General features: G+C 67.2%; 17 protein-coding genes. 10 read left to right on the top strand and 7 right to left on the bottom strand.

Annotation, left to right across the window (positions count from 1 at the left end; genetic code table 11):
• Window positions 1-344: 344 nt before the first annotated feature.
• The 9 genes from lepA (at window position 345) to nagZ (ending at window position 8,384) form a co-directional block, all read left to right on the top strand.
• Window positions 345-2,156 (top strand): translation elongation factor 4, encoded by a 1,812-nt coding sequence (lepA, locus tag AC1D2E_RS14705; protein WP_478175691.1) that lies wholly within the window; start codon window positions 345-347, stop codon window positions 2,154-2,156.
• A gap of 2 nt (window positions 2,157-2,158) precedes the next feature.
• Window positions 2,159-3,130: a signal peptidase I gene (gene lepB / locus AC1D2E_RS14700; RefSeq protein WP_478198071.1), complete on the top strand. Its 972-nt coding sequence runs from the start codon at window positions 2,159-2,161 to the stop codon at window positions 3,128-3,130.
• Window positions 3,131-3,161: 31 nt separating this feature from the next.
• The gene (locus AC1D2E_RS14695) at window positions 3,162-3,518 is read left to right on the top strand and encodes a DUF4845 domain-containing protein (protein ID WP_478175689.1); all 357 of its coding nucleotides are present in this window, start codon (window positions 3,162-3,164) and stop codon (window positions 3,516-3,518) included.
• A 10-nt stretch (window positions 3,519-3,528) separates the two neighbouring features.
• A complete protein-coding gene (rnc, locus tag AC1D2E_RS14690) occupies window positions 3,529-4,227 on the top strand; it encodes a ribonuclease III (RefSeq protein WP_478175688.1) in 699 nt (232 codons plus the stop codon).
• Entirely contained in the window at window positions 4,224-5,177 is a 954-nt protein-coding gene (era, locus tag AC1D2E_RS14685) for a GTPase Era (protein WP_478198070.1), read from the top strand. The genes rnc and era overlap by 4 nt, the downstream gene beginning before the upstream one ends.
• 157 nt (window positions 5,178-5,334) lie before the next feature.
• Window positions 5,335-6,093 carry a DNA repair protein RecO gene (gene recO, locus AC1D2E_RS14680; RefSeq protein WP_478198069.1) on the top strand — a complete coding sequence of 253 codons (759 nt, stop codon included), beginning with the start codon at window positions 5,335-5,337 and terminating at the stop codon, window positions 6,091-6,093.
• 55 nt (window positions 6,094-6,148) lie between these two features.
• Window positions 6,149-6,922: a pyridoxine 5'-phosphate synthase gene (locus tag AC1D2E_RS14675; protein ID WP_478198068.1), complete on the top strand. Its 774-nt coding sequence runs from the start codon at window positions 6,149-6,151 to the stop codon at window positions 6,920-6,922.
• The gene (gene acpS / locus AC1D2E_RS14670; protein WP_478198067.1) at window positions 6,919-7,314 is read left to right on the top strand and encodes a holo-ACP synthase; all 396 of its coding nucleotides are present in this window, start codon (window positions 6,919-6,921) and stop codon (window positions 7,312-7,314) included. The genes AC1D2E_RS14675 and acpS overlap by 4 nt, the downstream gene beginning before the upstream one ends.
• Window positions 7,311-8,384 carry a beta-N-acetylhexosaminidase gene (gene nagZ / locus AC1D2E_RS14665; protein ID WP_478198066.1) on the top strand — a complete coding sequence of 358 codons (1,074 nt, stop codon included), beginning with the start codon at window positions 7,311-7,313 and terminating at the stop codon, window positions 8,382-8,384. Before acpS ends, nagZ begins: the two co-directional genes overlap by 4 nt.
• 4 nt (window positions 8,385-8,388) lie before the next feature.
• Here the strand turns inward: nagZ and AC1D2E_RS14660 are convergent, their stop codons facing one another.
• From AC1D2E_RS14660 to AC1D2E_RS14645, 4 genes are read right to left on the bottom strand one after another with little or no spacing between them, the layout of a single operon-like run.
• The gene (locus tag AC1D2E_RS14660) at window positions 8,389-8,901 is read right to left on the bottom strand and encodes a M48 metallopeptidase family protein (protein ID WP_478198065.1); all 513 of its coding nucleotides are present in this window, start codon (window positions 8,899-8,901) and stop codon (window positions 8,389-8,391) included.
• Entirely contained in the window at window positions 8,898-10,193 is a 1,296-nt protein-coding gene (locus tag AC1D2E_RS14655) for an Hsp70 family protein (protein ID WP_478198064.1), read from the bottom strand. Before AC1D2E_RS14655 ends, AC1D2E_RS14660 begins: the two co-directional genes overlap by 4 nt.
• On the bottom strand, window positions 10,190-11,752 hold the full coding sequence (lysS, locus tag AC1D2E_RS14650) for a lysine--tRNA ligase (protein WP_478198063.1): 1,563 nt from the start codon (window positions 11,750-11,752) through the stop codon (window positions 10,190-10,192). Before lysS ends, AC1D2E_RS14655 begins: the two co-directional genes overlap by 4 nt.
• Window positions 11,753-11,810: 58 nt before the next feature.
• Window positions 11,811-12,458 carry an LON peptidase substrate-binding domain-containing protein gene (locus AC1D2E_RS14645; RefSeq protein ID WP_478198062.1) on the bottom strand — a complete coding sequence of 216 codons (648 nt, stop codon included), beginning with the start codon at window positions 12,456-12,458 and terminating at the stop codon, window positions 11,811-11,813.
• A 49-nt stretch (window positions 12,459-12,507) separates the two neighbouring features.
• On the opposite strand from AC1D2E_RS14645, the gene AC1D2E_RS14640 reads away from it, so the two are divergent.
• Window positions 12,508-13,065: a YggT family protein gene (locus tag AC1D2E_RS14640; RefSeq protein ID WP_478198061.1), complete on the top strand. Its 558-nt coding sequence runs from the start codon at window positions 12,508-12,510 to the stop codon at window positions 13,063-13,065.
• 133 nt (window positions 13,066-13,198) lie between these two features.
• Here AC1D2E_RS14640 and accD read toward each other — a convergent pair whose 3' ends face one another.
• The 3 genes from accD to trpB form a co-directional block, all read right to left on the bottom strand.
• Entirely contained in the window at window positions 13,199-14,071 is an 873-nt protein-coding gene (gene accD / locus AC1D2E_RS14635) for an acetyl-CoA carboxylase, carboxyltransferase subunit beta (protein ID WP_478175677.1), read from the bottom strand.
• A 107-nt stretch (window positions 14,072-14,178) separates the two neighbouring features.
• Window positions 14,179-15,024 carry a tryptophan synthase subunit alpha gene (gene trpA / locus AC1D2E_RS14630; RefSeq protein ID WP_478198060.1) on the bottom strand — a complete coding sequence of 282 codons (846 nt, stop codon included), beginning with the start codon at window positions 15,022-15,024 and terminating at the stop codon, window positions 14,179-14,181.
• On the bottom strand, window positions 15,024-16,298 hold the full coding sequence (trpB, locus tag AC1D2E_RS14625; RefSeq protein WP_478198059.1) for a tryptophan synthase subunit beta: 1,275 nt from the start codon (window positions 16,296-16,298) through the stop codon (window positions 15,024-15,026). The genes trpA and trpB overlap by 1 nt, the downstream gene beginning before the upstream one ends.
• Window positions 16,299-16,331 lie beyond the last annotated feature (33 nt).

The following is a 16,331-nucleotide window of genomic DNA, read 5'->3' as shown; positions in this document are numbered from 1 at the left end:
CGTCCGATCCCCGCTCGTCGCATAAGCAGTCCGAGGTGCTTCACGATGCGAGATTCCCGCCGCCCGTCCACCGGCGCTCCACAGTTCGCCCACAAGTTGTTAAGCAATTGCTCCACCGATCCTGTTGATAAGCTGTTAATAATTCGCATGTTGCTGACCTGCAACGACCCCTCCCGGGCTTGGGCCCGGCTGTACGCGCCCCCCTTTTTGCCTACAATGAAGTTCCAACTACTGCAGTTGCCATTGCTTGTTGGTTCAGGGCGCGTCTCTTGGGGACGCGCCCTTTTTTCTTGCCTGTCGCCTTCTGCGTCCGAGCCAATTCAAGTACTTAAGCGTTCCCGTTGATGAATCACATCAGAAATTTTTCGATCATTGCGCACATCGATCACGGCAAGTCGACGCTTGCCGATCGCTTGATCCAACGTTGTGGTGGCCTCGCCGAGCGCGAGATGGAAGCGCAGGTTCTCGACTCGATGGACATCGAGAAAGAGCGTGGGATAACCATCAAGGCACAGACCGCCGCGCTGCACTACAAGGCCAAGGATGGGCAGGTCTACAACCTCAATCTGATCGACACGCCGGGCCACGTCGACTTCTCGTATGAAGTGAGTCGATCGCTGTCGGCATGCGAAGGTGCATTGCTCGTCGTCGATGCGAGCCAGGGCGTCGAAGCGCAGACGGTGGCCAACTGCTACACCGCGCTCGACCTCGGCGTCGAGGTGGTGCCGGTGCTCAACAAGATGGACCTGCCCAACGCGGACCCCGACAACGCGCGCTCCGAGATCGAGGACGTGATCGGCATCGATGCGACCGATGCGATTCCGTGCTCCGCGAAGACCGGCATGGGCATCGAGGAAATCCTCGAGGCGGTGGTGGCGAGAATGCCGGCGCCGCGCGGCAACCCCGACGGTCCGCTGCGCGCGATGATCATCGACAGCTGGTTCGATCCCTATGTCGGCGTCGTGATGCTGGTGCGCGTGGTCGATGGCCGGCTGGCGAAGGGCGAGCGCATCAAGATGATGGCCTCGGGTGCGATGTACAACGCCGACAACATCGGCGTGTTCACGCCAGCCAACGAGCCGCGCGCTTCGCTCGAGGCCGGCGAGGTGGGCTACATCATCGCCGGCATCAAGGAACTGCAGGCGGCCAAGGTCGGCGACACCGTGACCTTGATCAAGCCCGGTACCGGCGGCGCCGCGGCCACCGCGACCGAAGCGCTTCCGGGCTTCAAGGAGATCCAGCCGCAGGTGTTCGCCGGGCTCTACCCGACCGAGGCCAGCGAGTACGACTCCCTGCGCGACGCCCTCGAGAAGCTGAAGCTCAACGATTCGTCGCTGCGCTACGAGCCCGAGGTGAGCCAGGCGCTGGGCTTCGGCTTCCGCTGCGGCTTCCTGGGCCTGCTGCACATGGAGATCGTGCAGGAGCGGCTCGAGCGCGAGTTCGACCAGGACCTGATCACGACCGCGCCCAGCGTGGTCTATCAGGTCATGAAGAACGACGGCGAGGTGATCATGGTGGAGAACCCGTCGAAGATGCCCGACGTCGGCAAGATGGCCGAGATCCGCGAGCCGATCGTCACGGTGCACCTCTACATGCCGCAGGAATACGTCGGCGCGGTGATGACGCTGGCCAACCAGAAGCGCGGCGTGCAGATGAACATGGCCTACCATGGCCGCCAGGTCATGCTGACCTACGAGATGCCGCTGGGCGAGATCGTGCTCGACTTCTTCGACAAGCTGAAGTCGGTCAGCCGCGGCTACGCCTCGATGGACTACGAATTCAAGGAGTACCGGGCCTCGGACGTGGTCAAGGTCGACATCCTGCTGAACGGCGAGAAGGTCGACGCGCTGTCGATCATCGTCCACCGCAGCCAGAGCCAGTACCGCGGCCGGGCGGTGGTCTCGAAGATGCGCGAGATCATTTCGCGCCAGATGTTCGACGTCGCGATCCAGGCCGCCATCGGGGTCAACATCATCGCGCGTGAGACAATCAAGGCCCTCCGCAAGAACGTCCTCGCCAAGTGCTACGGCGGCGACATCACCCGCAAGAAGAAGCTGCTCGAGAAGCAGAAGGCGGGCAAAAAAAGAATGAAGCAGATCGGCTCGGTCGAGGTCCCGCAAGAGGCCTTCCTCGCCATCCTGCAAGTCGAAGACTAAAGATGGCATTTCTCACATCCCTGATCCTCGCCGCCTTCGTCGGCTACATCGGCGCCTGGTATTTCGGCGCGGTCGAAGGCAACTTCGCGCTGCTGCTGTTCCTGGCCACGGTGGTCACCGGTCTCTACTGGCTGGCCGAACGCTTCTATTTCCTGCCGAAGCGCCGGCGCGCGGCCGAGGCGCTCGACGCCTCGCTGGCGCAGCGGCGCGAGGAACTCGCGCGCCAGGGCATCACGCAGGTCGACACGGTCGACACCAAGGCCCGCGAACGCCTGATCATGCAGCCGTGGTGGCTGGACTGGACCGCCGGCCTGTTCCCGGTGATCCTGGCCGTGTTCCTGCTGCGTTCCTTCCTGTTCGAGCCCTTCAAGATCCCGTCGGGCTCGATGATGCCGACGCTGCTCACCGGCGACCTGATCCTGGTGAACAAGTTCGTCTATGGCCTGCGGCTGCCGGTCAGCAACACCCGCATCACCGAGGGCCGACCGCCGGCGCGCGGCGACGTCATGGTGTTCCGCTACCCGCCCAAGCCCAGCATGGACTACATCAAGCGCGTGGTCGGCGTCCCGGGCGACGAGGTGTCCTACCTCAACAAGCAGCTCACGGTCAACGGCCAGCCGGTCCCCAAGGTGGCGATCCCCGAGTATTTCGACGAGGAGACGATGCGCTACCTCAAGCAGTACAACGAGGATCTCGGCGGCAAGGAGCACCGCCTGCTCAACGACGACAACCGCCGGGCCGGGCTTTCCGAAGCCGAGATCATGCCGTTCCCGAACCAGGAAAATTGTCGTTACAGTGTCGAGGGCGTGGTGTGCAAGGTGCCGTCCGGCCACTATTTCATGATGGGCGACAACCGCGACAACTCGCTCGATTCGCGTTACTGGGGTTTCGTTCCGGACCAGAACATCGTTGGCAAGGCCTTCCTGGTGTGGATGAACTTCGGCAATCTCAAGCGCATCGGCACATTCCAATAAGCATCCGGTTCCAGATCGAGGGAAAGAGGGCATGAGACCAAGGAAGACAGGACACAAACAGCGTGGCATCTCGTTCATCGGGTTGCTGTTCGTGGCGATCGTGCTGGCCTGTGTCGGCGTGGTGGTCGCGCAGGTGATCCCGACGCTGATCGAGTACCAGGCGATCACCAAGGCGGCCAACAAGGCCAAGGAAGGTTCGACGGTGCCCGAGGTGCGCGCGATCTTCGACCGCGCCCAGGCCATCGACGACTTCCAGTCGGTCAGCGGCAAGGACCTTGAAGTCAAGAAGGACGGCGACAAGGTGGTCGTTTCCTTCGCCTACGACCGCGAAATCCATCTGTTCGGCCCGGCCTACCTGCTGCTGAAGTACCGGGGCCAATCCCGTTGACGTTCGCTCCGTGACCGACGGCGGCCTCGTCGCGCTGCAGGCGCGCCTCCAGCACTCCTTCGCCGATGCGCGGCTGCTGCAGCTGGCGCTGACCCATCGCAGTTTTTCGGCGGATCACAACGAACGGCTGGAGTTTCTCGGCGATTCGGTGCTGAACCTCGCCGTCTCGCACCTGCTCTATGTGCGGCTGGCGACCCTGCCCGAGGGCGATCTGTCGCGGGTGCGCGCCAACCTGGTCAAGCAGGACACGCTGCATCAGCTGGCACTCAAGCTGGCACTGTCGCCCCTGCTGCGGCTGGGCGAGGGCGAGGCGCGCTCGGGCGGCCAGAACCGGCCGTCGATCCTCGCCGATGCGCTGGAAGCCGTGATCGGCGCGGTCTACCTCGATGCCGGCTTCGGCGCGGCGCAGGCGCTGGTGCACCGCCTCTACGAGTCGGTGACGATCAGCCCGCGCATGGAAGCGGCCTCCAAGGACCCCAAGACCGAATTGCAGGAATGGCTGCAGGGTCACAAAATGAAGCTGCCGGCCTACCGCGTCGTCGGGACGCTCGGGGCGGCACACAAGCAAACTTTCGATGTCGAATGCGAAGTGGCCGACCTGGGCTTGCGCGAACGCGGCATCGGCGGCTCGCGCCGCGCCGGTGAGCAGGCCGCCGCGGCGGCCATGTTGATCCGGCTCAAGGCGCGCGGCGCAAAGGCAACCCCATGAACCAAGCGAACGAATCCATCCTCCCCGCGCCCGATGACGGTGCGGAGGGCGCCCGGCGCTGCGGCCTGGTGGCCATCGTCGGCAAGCCCAACGTGGGCAAATCGACGCTGCTCAACGCCCTGGTCGGGCAGAAGATCAGCATCACCTCTCGCAAGGCGCAGACCACGCGGCACCGCATCACCGGCATGCGCACGCGGGGCGCGACCCAGTTCGTCTTCGTCGACACGCCGGGCTTCCAGACCCTGCACGCCAACGCGCTCAACCGCTCGCTCAACAAGACCGTGGTCGGGGCGGTGTCCGACGTCGACCTGATCCTGTTCGTGGTCGAGGCCGGCAGCTTCACGCCGGCCGACGAGCGGGTGCTCAAGCTGCTCGGCAGCGGCATCCCGACCCTGCTGATCGCCAACAAGCTGGACAACGTGCACCGCCGTGGCGACATCGCGCCCTGGCTGCAGACCATGCAGCAGAAGCATGCCTTCGCCGAGTTCGTGCCGATGTCGGCCAAGAACCCCAAAGACATCGAGCGGCTGTTCGGCATCTGCGAGAAGTACCTGCCCGAGCAGGACTGGTGGTACGCCGAAGACGAACTCACCGACCGCAGCGAGCAGTTCCTGGCCAGCGAGATGGTGCGCGAGAAGCTGTTCCGGCTGACCGGCGACGAGCTGCCCTACACCTCCACCGTGGTGATCGACAAGTTCGAGGAGGAGCCGCCGCAGCGCAAGGGCCATAAGCGGTTGCTCAAGATCGCCGCCACGATCGTGGTCGAGCGCGACGGCCACAAGGCGATGGTGATCGGCGACAAGGGCGAGCGCATCAAGCGCATCGGCATGGAGACCCGCCAGGAGCTCGAGAAACTCATGGACGCCAAGGTGTTCATCGAGCTGTGGGTCAAGGTGCGCTCGGGCTGGGCGGACGACGAGGCCAGGGTCCGCTCCTTCGGATATGAATAAGCTCGCCCCCCAGCCTCGCTCACTTCGTGTAGCTCAGACACCCCCCTGCCGGGGGGCAATCCCAGCGGCCCGGCGAAGCCGGTTCCGCGGGATTCCTGGACTCGGCCATGCCGGTTCCGTGCGATGCGGGGCGTGGCAAGGCGTCGTGGATCGCTGAATGGCCGTTCGTCGGGTCTCCCATGAACCGGCCTATGTGCTCCACCGCTACGACTGGAGCGAGACCAGCCTGATCCTCGAGGTGTTCACGCGGCACTTGGGGCGGATCGCGCTGGTGGCCAAGGGGGCCAAGCGCCCGAGCTCCAATTTCCGCCCGGTGCTGCTGCCGCTGCAGCCGCTGCAGCTGAACTTCACCGGCGAGGCCGAGATCCGGACGCTCAAGGGCGCCGAATGGATGGGCGGCCACGTGATGCCGACCGGCGAGGCGCTGCTTTCGGGCTACTACGTCAACGAACTGCTGCTGCGCCTGCTGGCACGCGACGATCCGCACGAAGCGCTGTTCGATGCTTATGCGGCCGTGGTGCAGGTGCTGGCGGGCGACCATGCGGGCGCGCAGGCGGCCACGCAGGCGGCTGCGCTGCGGGCCTTCGAGCTGCTGCTGCTGCGCGAGGTCGGGCTGCTGCCCTCGCTGGCGGCCCAGACCTCCACCCTGGCCCCGTTGGCGCCGGCCGGGCGCTATGCGCTGGTGCCCGAGGCCGGCCTGCGCCAGGCCGAGGACGCCGAGCCTGCGCTGACAGGCTCCGAATGGCAGGGCCTGCAGGCCGCGCTCGATGACGTGGCGCCTTTCGCCTCGACACTCAGAGTCTGCGCCGGCTTCAACGGCGCATTGCGCACCCAGCTGCGCATCCTGCTCAACTACCATTGCGGCGTCACGACGCTGCGTACGCGGCAGATGATGCGGGATCTGCACGCCTTATGAGCCGCCGGGCCGTTCCCAAGGCGAGTACCGAAGCGCTGCTGCGCGGAGGTTTTCTATGAGCACCACTATGTCCACTGCACTGTCCGTCAATCTCAACAAGGTCGCGCTGGTGCGCAACACGCGCGCGCTCGGCATCCCGAGCGTGCTGTTCGCGGCGGCGCTGTGCCTGGACGCCGGCGCGCACGGCATCACGGTGCACCCGCGGCCCGACGAGCGCCACATCCGGCCGCAGGACGTGCGCGACCTGTCCGGCCTGCTGCATCGGGACTGGCCGGCGGCCGAGTTCAATATCGAGGGCAATCCGTTCCACAACCTGATGGAATTCGTGCGCGAACTGCGTCCGCACCAGGCCACCTTCGTGCCCGACAGCCAGACCCAGGCCACCAGCGACCACGGCTGGAGCTTTCCCGAGGACGCCGAGCGGCTGCGGCCGCTGATCGCCGAGACCCGGGCGCTGGGGGTGCGCGTGAGCCTCTTCATGGACCCCGCGCCCGAGATGATGGCGGCCGCCAAGGCGGTCGGCGCCGACCGGGTCGAGCTCTACACCGAGGGCTACGCCGCCTCGCGCGGCACCTCCAAGGCCGACGCGGTGCTGCAGCTGTATGCCGAAACGGCGCGCGCCGCGCAGGCGGCCGGGCTCGAGGTCAATGCCGGCCACGACCTGAGTCGCGACAACCTGAGCGATTTCCTGCGCGCCGTGCCGGGCGTTCGCGAGGTCTCGATCGGCCACGCCTTCGTCTCCGATGCGCTGGAACTCGGCTACACCGCAGCGACGCGCGAGTACCTGCGCCGCATCGAGGAAGCCCAAGACAAGACGGCGCAGCAGTGATCTACGGCATCGGCACCGACATCTGCGACATCCGGCGCATCGCCGCCACCTTCGAGCGCCAGGGCGAGCGCTTCGCGCAAAAGGTGCTGAGCGATGCCGAGTTTGCTGTCTGGCAGGCCCRCAGCGCGCGCTGGCCGAAGCGCGGCCTGCGCTACCTGGCGACGCGTTTCTCGGCCAAGGAGGCCTTCAGCAAGGCGATCGGCATGGGCATGCGGATGCCGATGAGCTGGCGGCTGTGCGAGATCGTCAATGAAAAAAGCGGCAAGCCCGTGATCGTGCTGCACGGCAGCCTGAAGGACTGGTTCGAGGCCGAGGGCCTGCGGGCCCACGTGACCGTGACCGACGAAACCGACTACGCGGCGAGCTTCGTCGTCGTCGAGCGCAAAGAATGACCGACAAGACCTTGCACGCGCCCTTGATCATCGACGTGGCGGGAACCGAACTGAACGCGGCCGACCGGCGACGCTTGGCCGACCCCCTGGTGGGCGGCGTGATCCACTTCGCGCGCAACTGGCAGGACCGGGCGCAGATGCGCGCGCTGAATGCCGAGATCAAGGCGCTGCGGCCCGATCTCCTGATCTGCGTCGACCACGAGGGTGGCCGGGTTCAGCGCTTCCGCACCGACGGTTTCACCCGCTTGCCGTCGATGCGCATGCTGGGCGAGCTGTGGATGCGCGACCCGCTGCGCGCCACGCAGGCCGCCGCCGCCTGCGGCCGCGTGCTGGGCGGTGAACTGCGGGCCTGCGGCGTCGATTTCAGCTTCGCGCCGGTGCTCGACCTGGACTATGGCGAAAGCAGCGTGATCGGCGACCGCAGCTTCCATCGCGACCCGCGCGTGGTGGCGCTGCTGGCGCGCAGCCTGATGCACGGGCTGTTGCAGGCCGGCATGGCCAACTGCGGCAAGCATTTTCCGGGGCATGGTTTCGTCAAGGCCGATTCGCATGTGGCGATGCCGGTCGACCGACGCAGCCTCAAGGCGATCCTGGCCGATGACGCGCGGCCCTACGACTGGCTCGTCGGCACCCTGGCGGCCGTGATGCCGGCGCACGTGATCTACCCGAAGGTCGATGCCCGCCCGGCCGGTTTCTCGTCGAAATGGCTGCGGCAGGTCCTGCGCGGCGAGCTGGGTTTCGACGGCGCGGTGTTCAGCGACGACCTCAGCATGGAAGCGGCGCGCCGCATCGATGGTCGCTTGCTGAGCTACACCGATGCGGCGCTGGCGGCGCTCGATGCCGGGTGCGACCTGGCGCTGCTGTGCAATCAGAGCGTGGGGGAGGGCGTCGCGCTCGACCAGCTGCTCGACGGCTTTGCCGAAGCGCAGCGCGGCGGGCGCTGGACGCCGAATCCGGCCAGCGAATTGCGCCGGCGCAGCCTCATGCCCCGTGCCGGCGCGCTCGACTGGGATGCGCTCGTGGCGTCGTCCGCCTACCGCCAGGCGGTGGCCATGCTGCCGAGCGCCTAGCCGCTCAGGCGGCGGACGTCGTCCACAGCCGTTCGCCGCCGCCGTCCAGGTGCGTCAGGTACAGCCGCAGGTCGAACTCGTGCTGGTGGTAGTCGGGTTCCATGTGCGTGCACAGCTTGTAGAAGGCCTTGTCGTGGTCGCGCTCCTTCATGTGCGCGAGCTCGTGCACGACGATCATCCGCAGCCACTCGATCGGTACTTCCTTGAACAGGCTCGCGATCCGGATCTCGCGCTTGGCCTTGAGCTTGCCGCCCTGCACGCGCGAGACCGTGGTGTGGGTGCCGAGCGCGTTGCGGATCACGTGCAGCTTGTTGTCGAACGCCACCTTGGACAGCGGCTCGGCGTTGCGCAGGAACTCGCTTTTGAGATCGCTGACGTAGTCGTACAGCGCGCGGTCGGTGCGGATGTCGTGCGGGGCGCGGTAGCGCTTTTGCAGCCAGTCGCCGAGCCGGCCTTCGGCGACCAGCGCTTCGACCTGGGCGCGCAGCGCCGCGGGGTACGCGGCGAGGTACTTCATGCGGGTTGCGGGCTTGGCTTGTTCGCGGCGGCCGAAGCGGCCGAAGCGGCGTAAGCCAGGCCGGCCGCCACACCGCCGAACAGGTCGCCTTCCACCACGTCGACCCCCGGGAAGGCGTCGCGCAGGGCGCTCTGGAACGGGCGCAGGGCCGACGAACCGCCGGTCAGGTAGATGGCGTCGAGCTCGCCGGACTGCAGACCCGCGCGCCGCACGCACTCGCGGGCGCAGCCGACCACGCTGTCGAGCAGCGTGGCGAGGTGCTGCGCCATGCCGGCGGCGGTCAGCGCGGCCTTCAGTCCCGGCTCGGCGCATGAAAGATCGATCGCCACCTCGTCGGCGGTCATCGAACTCCGGATCTTGGCCTCTTCGACCTCGCTCGCCACGCGGTGCCCTTCGCGGTTCTCGAGCACGTTCATGAGCCGGTCGTGCAGCCGGTTGTCGAGGTAGCTGCTGCGCAGCTCCTGCACCTGGCGGATCGACTTCGGTGTCTGCAGCCAGTTGATCAGGTGCCAGGTCGACAGATCGAAGAAGGTCCGGCTCGGCACTTCGCGGCCCTGCGGCCCGTGGTGCCGGAAGCCCAGGTGCGGCATCGCGCAGGCCAGGCTCAGCCGCTGGTCGTAGTCGGTGCCGCCGATGTGGATGCCGGTGGTGGCCAGCACGTCGCCGGCGCGGTCGGGGTGGCGCATGCGCTCGGGGCCGAGCCGCACCACCGTGAAGTCGGAGGTGCCGCCTCCGATGTCGACGATCAGTACCAGCGATTCGCGGCTCACGCGGCGCTCGAAGTCGAAGGCGGCGGCGATCGGCTCGTACTGGAACGTGACTTCGCCGAGTCCGGCGTTCTCGGCCGCCTGGCGCAGCGAGGCTTCGGCCAGCGCGTCGCGCTTGTCGTCGTCGTCGACGAAGCGGATCGGGCGGCCGATCACGACCCGGCCGGGCGGGGCGCCGAGCTGCTGGCGGGCCCGGCTGCCGAGCTCGGCGAGGAACAGCGTGATGATGTCCTCGAAGCTCACCAGCTGGTTGTCGATCTCGGTCGGCTCCTGCATCAGCGCGCTGCCCAGGATGCTCTTGAGCGAACGCATCAGGCGGCCTTCGGTGCCGGCCAGGTAGAGGGCCATCGCCTCGCGGCCGAAATGCGTGCTGCGATCTTCGGCGTTGAAGAAGATCGCGGTCGGGATCGCGATCGCCGAGCCTTCGAGCCGCAGCGGCCGGGCGAGGCCGTCCTCGCCCACGCAGGCGGCGGCGGAATTCGACGTGCCGAAGTCGATCCCGATCGCGGGTGCGTGCCGGCTCAAGATTCGCGGCGCAGGGCCGGGAACAGGATCACGTCGCGGATGCTCGGCGAGTCGGTCAGGAGCATCATCAGGCGGTCGATGCCGATGCCGCAGCCGCCGGTGGGCGGCATGCCGTATTCGAGCGCACGCACGAAGTCGTGGTCGTAGAACATGGCTTCGTCGTCGCCGCTGTCCTTGGCCGCGACCTGGGCGTTGAAGCGCGCGGCCTGGTCTTCGGCGTCGTTGAGCTCGCTGAAGCCGTTGCCGAACTCGCGCCCCGTGATGTAGAGCTCGAAGCGCTCGGTGACCTCGGGACGCTCGTCGTTGGCGCGCGCCAGCGGCGAGATCTCGGTCGGGTGCTCCATGATGAAGGTCGGCTGCCAGAGCTTCTCTTCGACGGTTTCCTCGAAGTACATGACCTGCAGGCTCGCGAGGCTGCGCTGGGAGAGCTTGTCCTTCTCCTCGCTGAGGCCGATCTTGCGCAGCGCGTTGACGAGCCAGGCGGCATCGTCGACGTTGCTGCCGGCATCGGTGTGCTTGAGGATCGCCTCGCGGATCGTGAGCCGCTCGAAGGGCTGGGCGAGGTCGACCGGCTTGCCCTGGTACGCGAGCTGCTGGCTGCCGACCGCCTTGTCGGCGATGGTGCGGATCAGCGTCTCGGTGAAGTCCATCAGGTCGCGGTAGTTCCAGTAGGCCGCGTAGAACTCCATCATCGTGAACTCGGGGTTGTGCCGGACCGAGATGCCTTCGTTGCGGTAGCTGCGGTTGATCTCGAACACGCGCTCGAAGCCGCCGACGATCAGCCGCTTGAGGTACAGCTCGGGCGCGATGCGCAGGAACATCTCCTGGTCGAGCGCGTTGTGGTGCGTCTTGAAGGGCTTGGCGTTGGCGCCGCCCGGGATCGGATGCAGCATCGGCGTCTCGACCTCGAGGAAGTCGTTGGCCACCATGAACTCGCGCAGCGCGCTGACCGCGCGGCTGCGTGCCGTGAAGCGATCGCGCGCCGTGGCGTCGGTGATCAGGTCGACATAGCGCTGGCGGTACTTCTGCTCCTGGTCGGCCATGCCGTGGAACTTGTCGGGCAGCGGCCGCAGGCTCTTGGTGAGCAGGCGCAGCTTCGTGACCTTGACCGACAGCTCGCCGGTCTTGGTCTTGAAGACCGTCCCTTCGGCGCCGACGATGTCGCCCAGGTCCCAGTGCTTGAATTCGGCATAGGCCTCGTCGCCGATGGCTTCGCGCTGGACATAGAGCTGGATGCGTCCGGTGGCGTCCTGCAGGGTCGCGAAGCTGGCCTTGCCCATCACGCGCTTGAGCATCATGCGGCCGGCCACGCTGACCGGGATCGGCGTGGCTTCGAGCGCCTCGGGCTCGGCCTCGCCGTGGGCGGCGAGCAGGGCGGCGGCGCGGTGGCCGGGCTTGAAGTCGTTCGGGAACGCGACCCCCTTGCCTTCCGCCTGGGCGCTGCGCAGCGCCTTGAGCTTCTCGCGCCGTTCGGCCATGAGCTGGTTGTCGTCGACGGCCGGCGTCGGTGCGGGGGCCGCGGCAGGCGCGGGAACGGAAGGAGTCAGGTGGTCGGACATGGGCGCTGGATTGAGGGCGCGGCAAAAAGCGCGCAACCCGCCATTTTAACGGGCGGCGCTACTTCGTGATGCCGGCCCGCACGAGCAGGTCGCTGACCAGTTCCAGGCGCATCAACGGACTGTCGAGCGCCATCAGGCGCTGCTTGAGTTCGGTCTGCATCGGCAGCAGTTCGCACCAGCGGTTGGCAACCCAGCCGCAATCCTCGAAACGGTGCGGTTCGCCGATCGGCAGCCGGACGCTGTCGTCGCCTTCCAGGCGGCGCCGCTCCTCGAGGGTGTCGACGAGGCGCCGCAGCGCGTCGGCGGTGTGCTGCAGGTCTTCGGGCAGTGCCAGCGGCTTGTCGTCGGCGACGGCCTCGACCTCGGCGGTCCAGAGGCCGTATTTCTGCAGTTCGCTGGTGCGCACGCGAAAACGCTGCGTGCCGACGCATTCGATCTGCAGCAGGCCGGCCTGCGGGGCATCGAACTCGCGGATCACGGCGAGCGTGCCGACCTCCGCGAAGGCCTCGGCTTCGGCGCCGGCGCGGCGCACCTCCGTGCCCTGCGTCAGGCTGACGACGCCGAAGGGTGCACCGTTCTTGTGGCAGCGCCCGATCATGTCGAGGTAGCGGACCTCGAAGATCCGCAAGGGCAGCAGGCCGTCGGGAAACAGCACCGTGCCGAGCGGGAACAAAGGGAGGGAGCGCAGAAGGGGTTGTGTCGTCATCGATGAACCTTTGCGTGGCTATCATCGCATTCCTTCACGACCACGCGCCATGTTCTATCAGATCCCCTCGTTCCTGCTCGACGTGATCGTCGGCCTCCTGGGCGGCGCTTGCCTGCTGCGTCTCTACATGCAATACCACCGGGTGCCTTTCGGCAATCCGCTGGGGCGTTTCGTGTTCGCGGTCAGCGACTGGATCGTGCTGCCGCTGCGCCGCGTGATCCCGTCGGCCAAGCGCTGGGACCTGGCCAGTGCGGTGGCCGCCTGGCTGCTGGTGCTGGCGAAGTTCCTGCTTCTGTGGCTGCTGCTGGGCGGCGTCGGGCGCTGGGCCGTGCTGCCGCTGGTGTCAGTGGTCGGTCTGCTGCAACTCGCGGTGTCGGGGCTGACCGCGCTGCTGATCGTCCATGCCGTGCTGTCCTGGGTGCCGAGCGCGTCGTCGATGCTGCACGACCTGATCGCGCGTCTGGCCGAACCGCTGGTTCGGCCGCTGCGCCGCTTCATCCCGCTGATCGGCGGTGTCGACCTGTCGGTGCTGGCCGTGATCGTGCTGCTGCAGGTCGTTGCCATCATCCTCGGCAACCTGATGCAAGCGACTTTCACTCTCGGTTGAGGAGCGCTGCGGCCGGCGTAGCCAGGCCCGTTGGTGAAACACCGCGGAACCGGCTTTGCCGGGCCGCTGGTGTTGCCCCCCGGTAGGGGGTGGGCGCCCGGACACGAAGTGCCGGGCAACCTGGGGGGCGAGCCTAGTCCACCGCGTCGGCGGGTTGGCGCAGCAGCATCGCCAGCGTGCTGGCAATCGTCTTGCGCAGTTCGCGGCGATCGCAGATGAAGTCGATCGCTCCCTTGGTCTGCAGGAACTCGGCACGCTGGAAGCCTTCAGGCAGGGTCACGCGCACGGTCGACTCGATCACGCGCGGGCCCGCGAAACCGATCAGCGCCTTGGGCTCGGCGATCACGACGTCGCCGACGAAAGCGAAGCCGGCACTCACACCGCCCATGGTCGGGTCGGTCAGCACGCTGATATAGGGCAGGCCCTTCTTGGCCAGGCGRGTCAGCGCCGCGTTGGTCTTGGCCATCTGCATCAGCGAAAGCAGGCCTTCCTGCATCCGCGCGCCGCCGGTGGCGGTGAAGCAGATGAAGGGCACCTTCTGCTCGATGGCCGTTTCGACGCCGCGCACGAAGCGCTCGCCGACCACGCTGCCCATGCTGCCGCCCATGAAGTCGAACTCGAAGCAGGCGACCACCACGTTGATGCTGTGCACCGAGCCGCCGATGACCACCAGGGCGTCGGTCTCGCCGGTGTTCTCGAGCGCCTCCTTGAGCCGCTCGGGGTACTTGCGGCTGTCCTTGAACTTCAGGGCGTCGACCGGCAGCACCTCCTGACCGATCTCGTAGCGGCCCTCGGGGTCGAGGAAGGCGTCGAGCCGGGCCCGGGCGCCGATGCGGTGGTGGTGGCCGCAGCTCGGGCAGACGTTCTGGTTGTGTTCCAGGTCGGTCTTGTAGAGCACCGTCTCGCAGCTCGGGCACTTGATCCAGAGGCCCTCGGGCATCTGGCGCCGCTCGCTCGGATCGGTCGGCGTGATCTTGGGGGGAAGCAGTTTTTCGAGCCAGCTCATGGTTTCACCGCCGGGCCGCCCCAAGGTGAAACGCACCCCCCAGGGGGGCAGCGAAGACACGAAGTGCGCAGCGCGGGGGTCATAAAGTTTCCTTGTGTGGGCATGGATTATCCGCCAGCCGGGGGCTGGGGCGTGGCGGCGGGCAGGGCGTCGAGCGCCTGGCGGATCTCGGCCAGGAATTCGCGCACCCGCGGCACCACGGCGTCGCGGGGCTGGCCGTCGATCAGCTGGATGATGCGGGTGCCGATCACGACCGCGTCGGCGCTCGCGCCGACCGCCTGGGCCGTGCGTGCATCGCGGATGCCGAAGCCGACGCCGACCGGCACGCTCACGTGCCGGCGGATCCGCGGGATCATCCGGCCGACCGCATCGGTGTCGAGGTGGCCGGCACCGGTCACGCCCTTCAGCGAGACGTAGTAGACATAGCCCGTCGCGATGCGGCCGACCTGGGCCATGCGCTCGTCGGTGCTGGTCGGCGCCAGCAGGAAGATCAGGTCGATGCCGCGGGCCTGCAGGGCGGCGGCGAAGTCCTCGCATTCCTCGGGCGGGTAGTCGACCACCAGCAGGCCGTCGACGCCGGCGGCCGCGGCGTCGCGGATGAAGGCGCCCTTGCCGTGCACGCCGTCATAGCGCTCGACCGGGTTGGCGTAGCCCATCAGCACCACCGGCGTGGCGGTGTCGGTCTCGCGGAAGGCGGTCACCATGGCCAGCACCTGCTTCATGCCGACGCCGAGCGCCAGCGCGGCCTCGCCGGCCTGCTGGATCACCGGGCCGTCGGCCATCGGGTCGGAGAACGGAACGCCGAGCTCGATCACGTCGGCACCGGCCGCGACCATGCCGTGCATCAGCGCGGGCGTGATGTCGGCGTAAGGGAAGCCGGCCGTGACGTAGGGAATCAGTGCCTTGCGTCCCTGTTTCTGCAAGGCTTCGAAGGTGGCGGCAATGCGGCTCATCACTTGCCTCCCTTCACCTGGAGGCCGCGCATCGACGGCCGGTCGTAGAAATCGACGCCCGAGAGGTCGGCCACCGTGCCGATGTCCTTGTCGCCCCGGCCCGAGAGATTGACCAGGATCGACTGGTCCGGCCGCATCGTCTTTGCCAGCTTCATCGCGTAGGCGAAGGCGTGGCTCGACTCGAGCGCCGGGATGATGCCTTCTGTGCGGCACAGGTAGTGGAAGGCCTCCAGCGCCTCGCTGTCGGTGATGCCGACGTATTCGGCGCGGCCGATGTCGGCCAGATAGGCGTGCTCGGGGCCGACGCCCGGATAGTCCAGGCCGGCGCTGATGCTGTGGGTCTCGGTGACCTGGCCGTCGTCGTTCTGCAGCAGGTAGGTGCGGTTGCCGTGCAGCACGCCCGGACTGCCGCGCAGGATCGAGGCCGAATGCTTGCCGCTGTCCAGACCTTCGCCGGCGGCCTCGACGCCGATCAGGCGCGTGCGTTCGAACGGGATGTACGGATGGAAGATGCCCATCGCGTTGCTGCCGCCGCCCACGCAGGCCACCACCACGTCGGGCTGCTTGCCCTCGGCCTCGCCGGTGATGCCCTGCGCCGCCAGCATCGCCGGCATCTGCGCGATGCACTCGGTGCCGATCACGCTCTGGAAGTCGCGCACCATCATCGGATAGGGGTGCGGGCCGGCCACCGTGCCGATGATGTAGAAGGTGTTCTCGACGTTGGTGACCCAGTCGCGCATCGCCTCGTTGAGGGCGTCCTTCAGGGTCTTGCTGCCCGACTCGACCGGCACCACGGTGGCGCCGAGCAGGTTCATGCGGTAGACGTTCGGGCTCTGGCGCTTGACGTCCTGGCTGCCCATGTAGACCACGCATTCGAGCCCGTAGCGGGCGCAGATGGTGGCGGTCGCCACGCCGTGCTGGCCGGCGCCCGTTTCGGCGATCACGCGCGGCTTGCCCATGCGCTTGGCGAGCATCGCCTGGCCGATGGTGTTGTTGACCTTGTGGGCGCCGGTGTGGTTCAGGTCCTCGCGCTTGAGGTAGATCTGGGCGCCGCCGATCTCGCGGCTGGTGCGCGCCGCGTGGTAGATCGGCGACGGGCGGCCCACGAAATGGGCCAGTTCGTAGTGGAATTCGGCGAGGAACTCGGGGTCGTCCTTGTACCGGGCGTAGGCATCGCGCAGTTCGCTGATCGCGTGGGTCAGCGTCTCGCTCGCGAAAGTGCCGCCGTAGATGCCGAAATGGCCGCTGGCGTCGGGTTGCTGGTAGGTGTCCATGGTCTAGCTTCGTTGGGCCGGCGCCCGCGGATC

It is taken from the genome of Variovorax sp. P1_H2 (assembly GCF_056405295.1).
This window is presented reverse-complemented; position numbering and strand designations above follow the sequence as displayed.

Bases quoted from the DNA above. Each gene is read 5' to 3' on its own strand.
- lepA (WP_478175691.1), top strand. From the start codon at position 345: ATGAATCACATCAGAAATTTTTCGATCATTGCGCACATCGATCACGGC.
- lepB (WP_478198071.1), top strand. From the start codon at position 2,159: ATGGCATTTCTCACATCCCTGATCCTCGCCGCCTTCGTCGGCTACATC.
- AC1D2E_RS14695 (WP_478175689.1), top strand. From the start codon at position 3,162: ATGAGACCAAGGAAGACAGGACACAAACAGCGTGGCATCTCGTTCATC.
- era (WP_478198070.1), top strand. From the start codon at position 4,224: ATGAACCAAGCGAACGAATCCATCCTCCCCGCGCCCGATGACGGTGCG.
- recO (WP_478198069.1), top strand. From the start codon at position 5,335: ATGGCCGTTCGTCGGGTCTCCCATGAACCGGCCTATGTGCTCCACCGC.
- AC1D2E_RS14675 (WP_478198068.1), top strand. From the start codon at position 6,149: ATGAGCACCACTATGTCCACTGCACTGTCCGTCAATCTCAACAAGGTC.
- nagZ (WP_478198066.1), top strand. From the start codon at position 7,311: ATGACCGACAAGACCTTGCACGCGCCCTTGATCATCGACGTGGCGGGA.
- AC1D2E_RS14660 (WP_478198065.1), bottom strand. From the start codon at position 8,901: ATGAAGTACCTCGCCGCGTACCCCGCGGCGCTGCGCGCCCAGGTCGAA.
- lysS (WP_478198063.1), bottom strand. From the start codon at position 11,752: ATGTCCGACCACCTGACTCCTTCCGTTCCCGCGCCTGCCGCGGCCCCC.
- AC1D2E_RS14645 (WP_478198062.1), bottom strand. From the start codon at position 12,458: ATGACGACACAACCCCTTCTGCGCTCCCTCCCTTTGTTCCCGCTCGGC.
- AC1D2E_RS14640 (WP_478198061.1), top strand. From the start codon at position 12,508: ATGTTCTATCAGATCCCCTCGTTCCTGCTCGACGTGATCGTCGGCCTC.
- trpA (WP_478198060.1), bottom strand. From the start codon at position 15,024: ATGAGCCGCATTGCCGCCACCTTCGAAGCCTTGCAGAAACAGGGACGC.
- trpB (WP_478198059.1), bottom strand. From the start codon at position 16,298: ATGGACACCTACCAGCAACCCGACGCCAGCGGCCATTTCGGCATCTAC.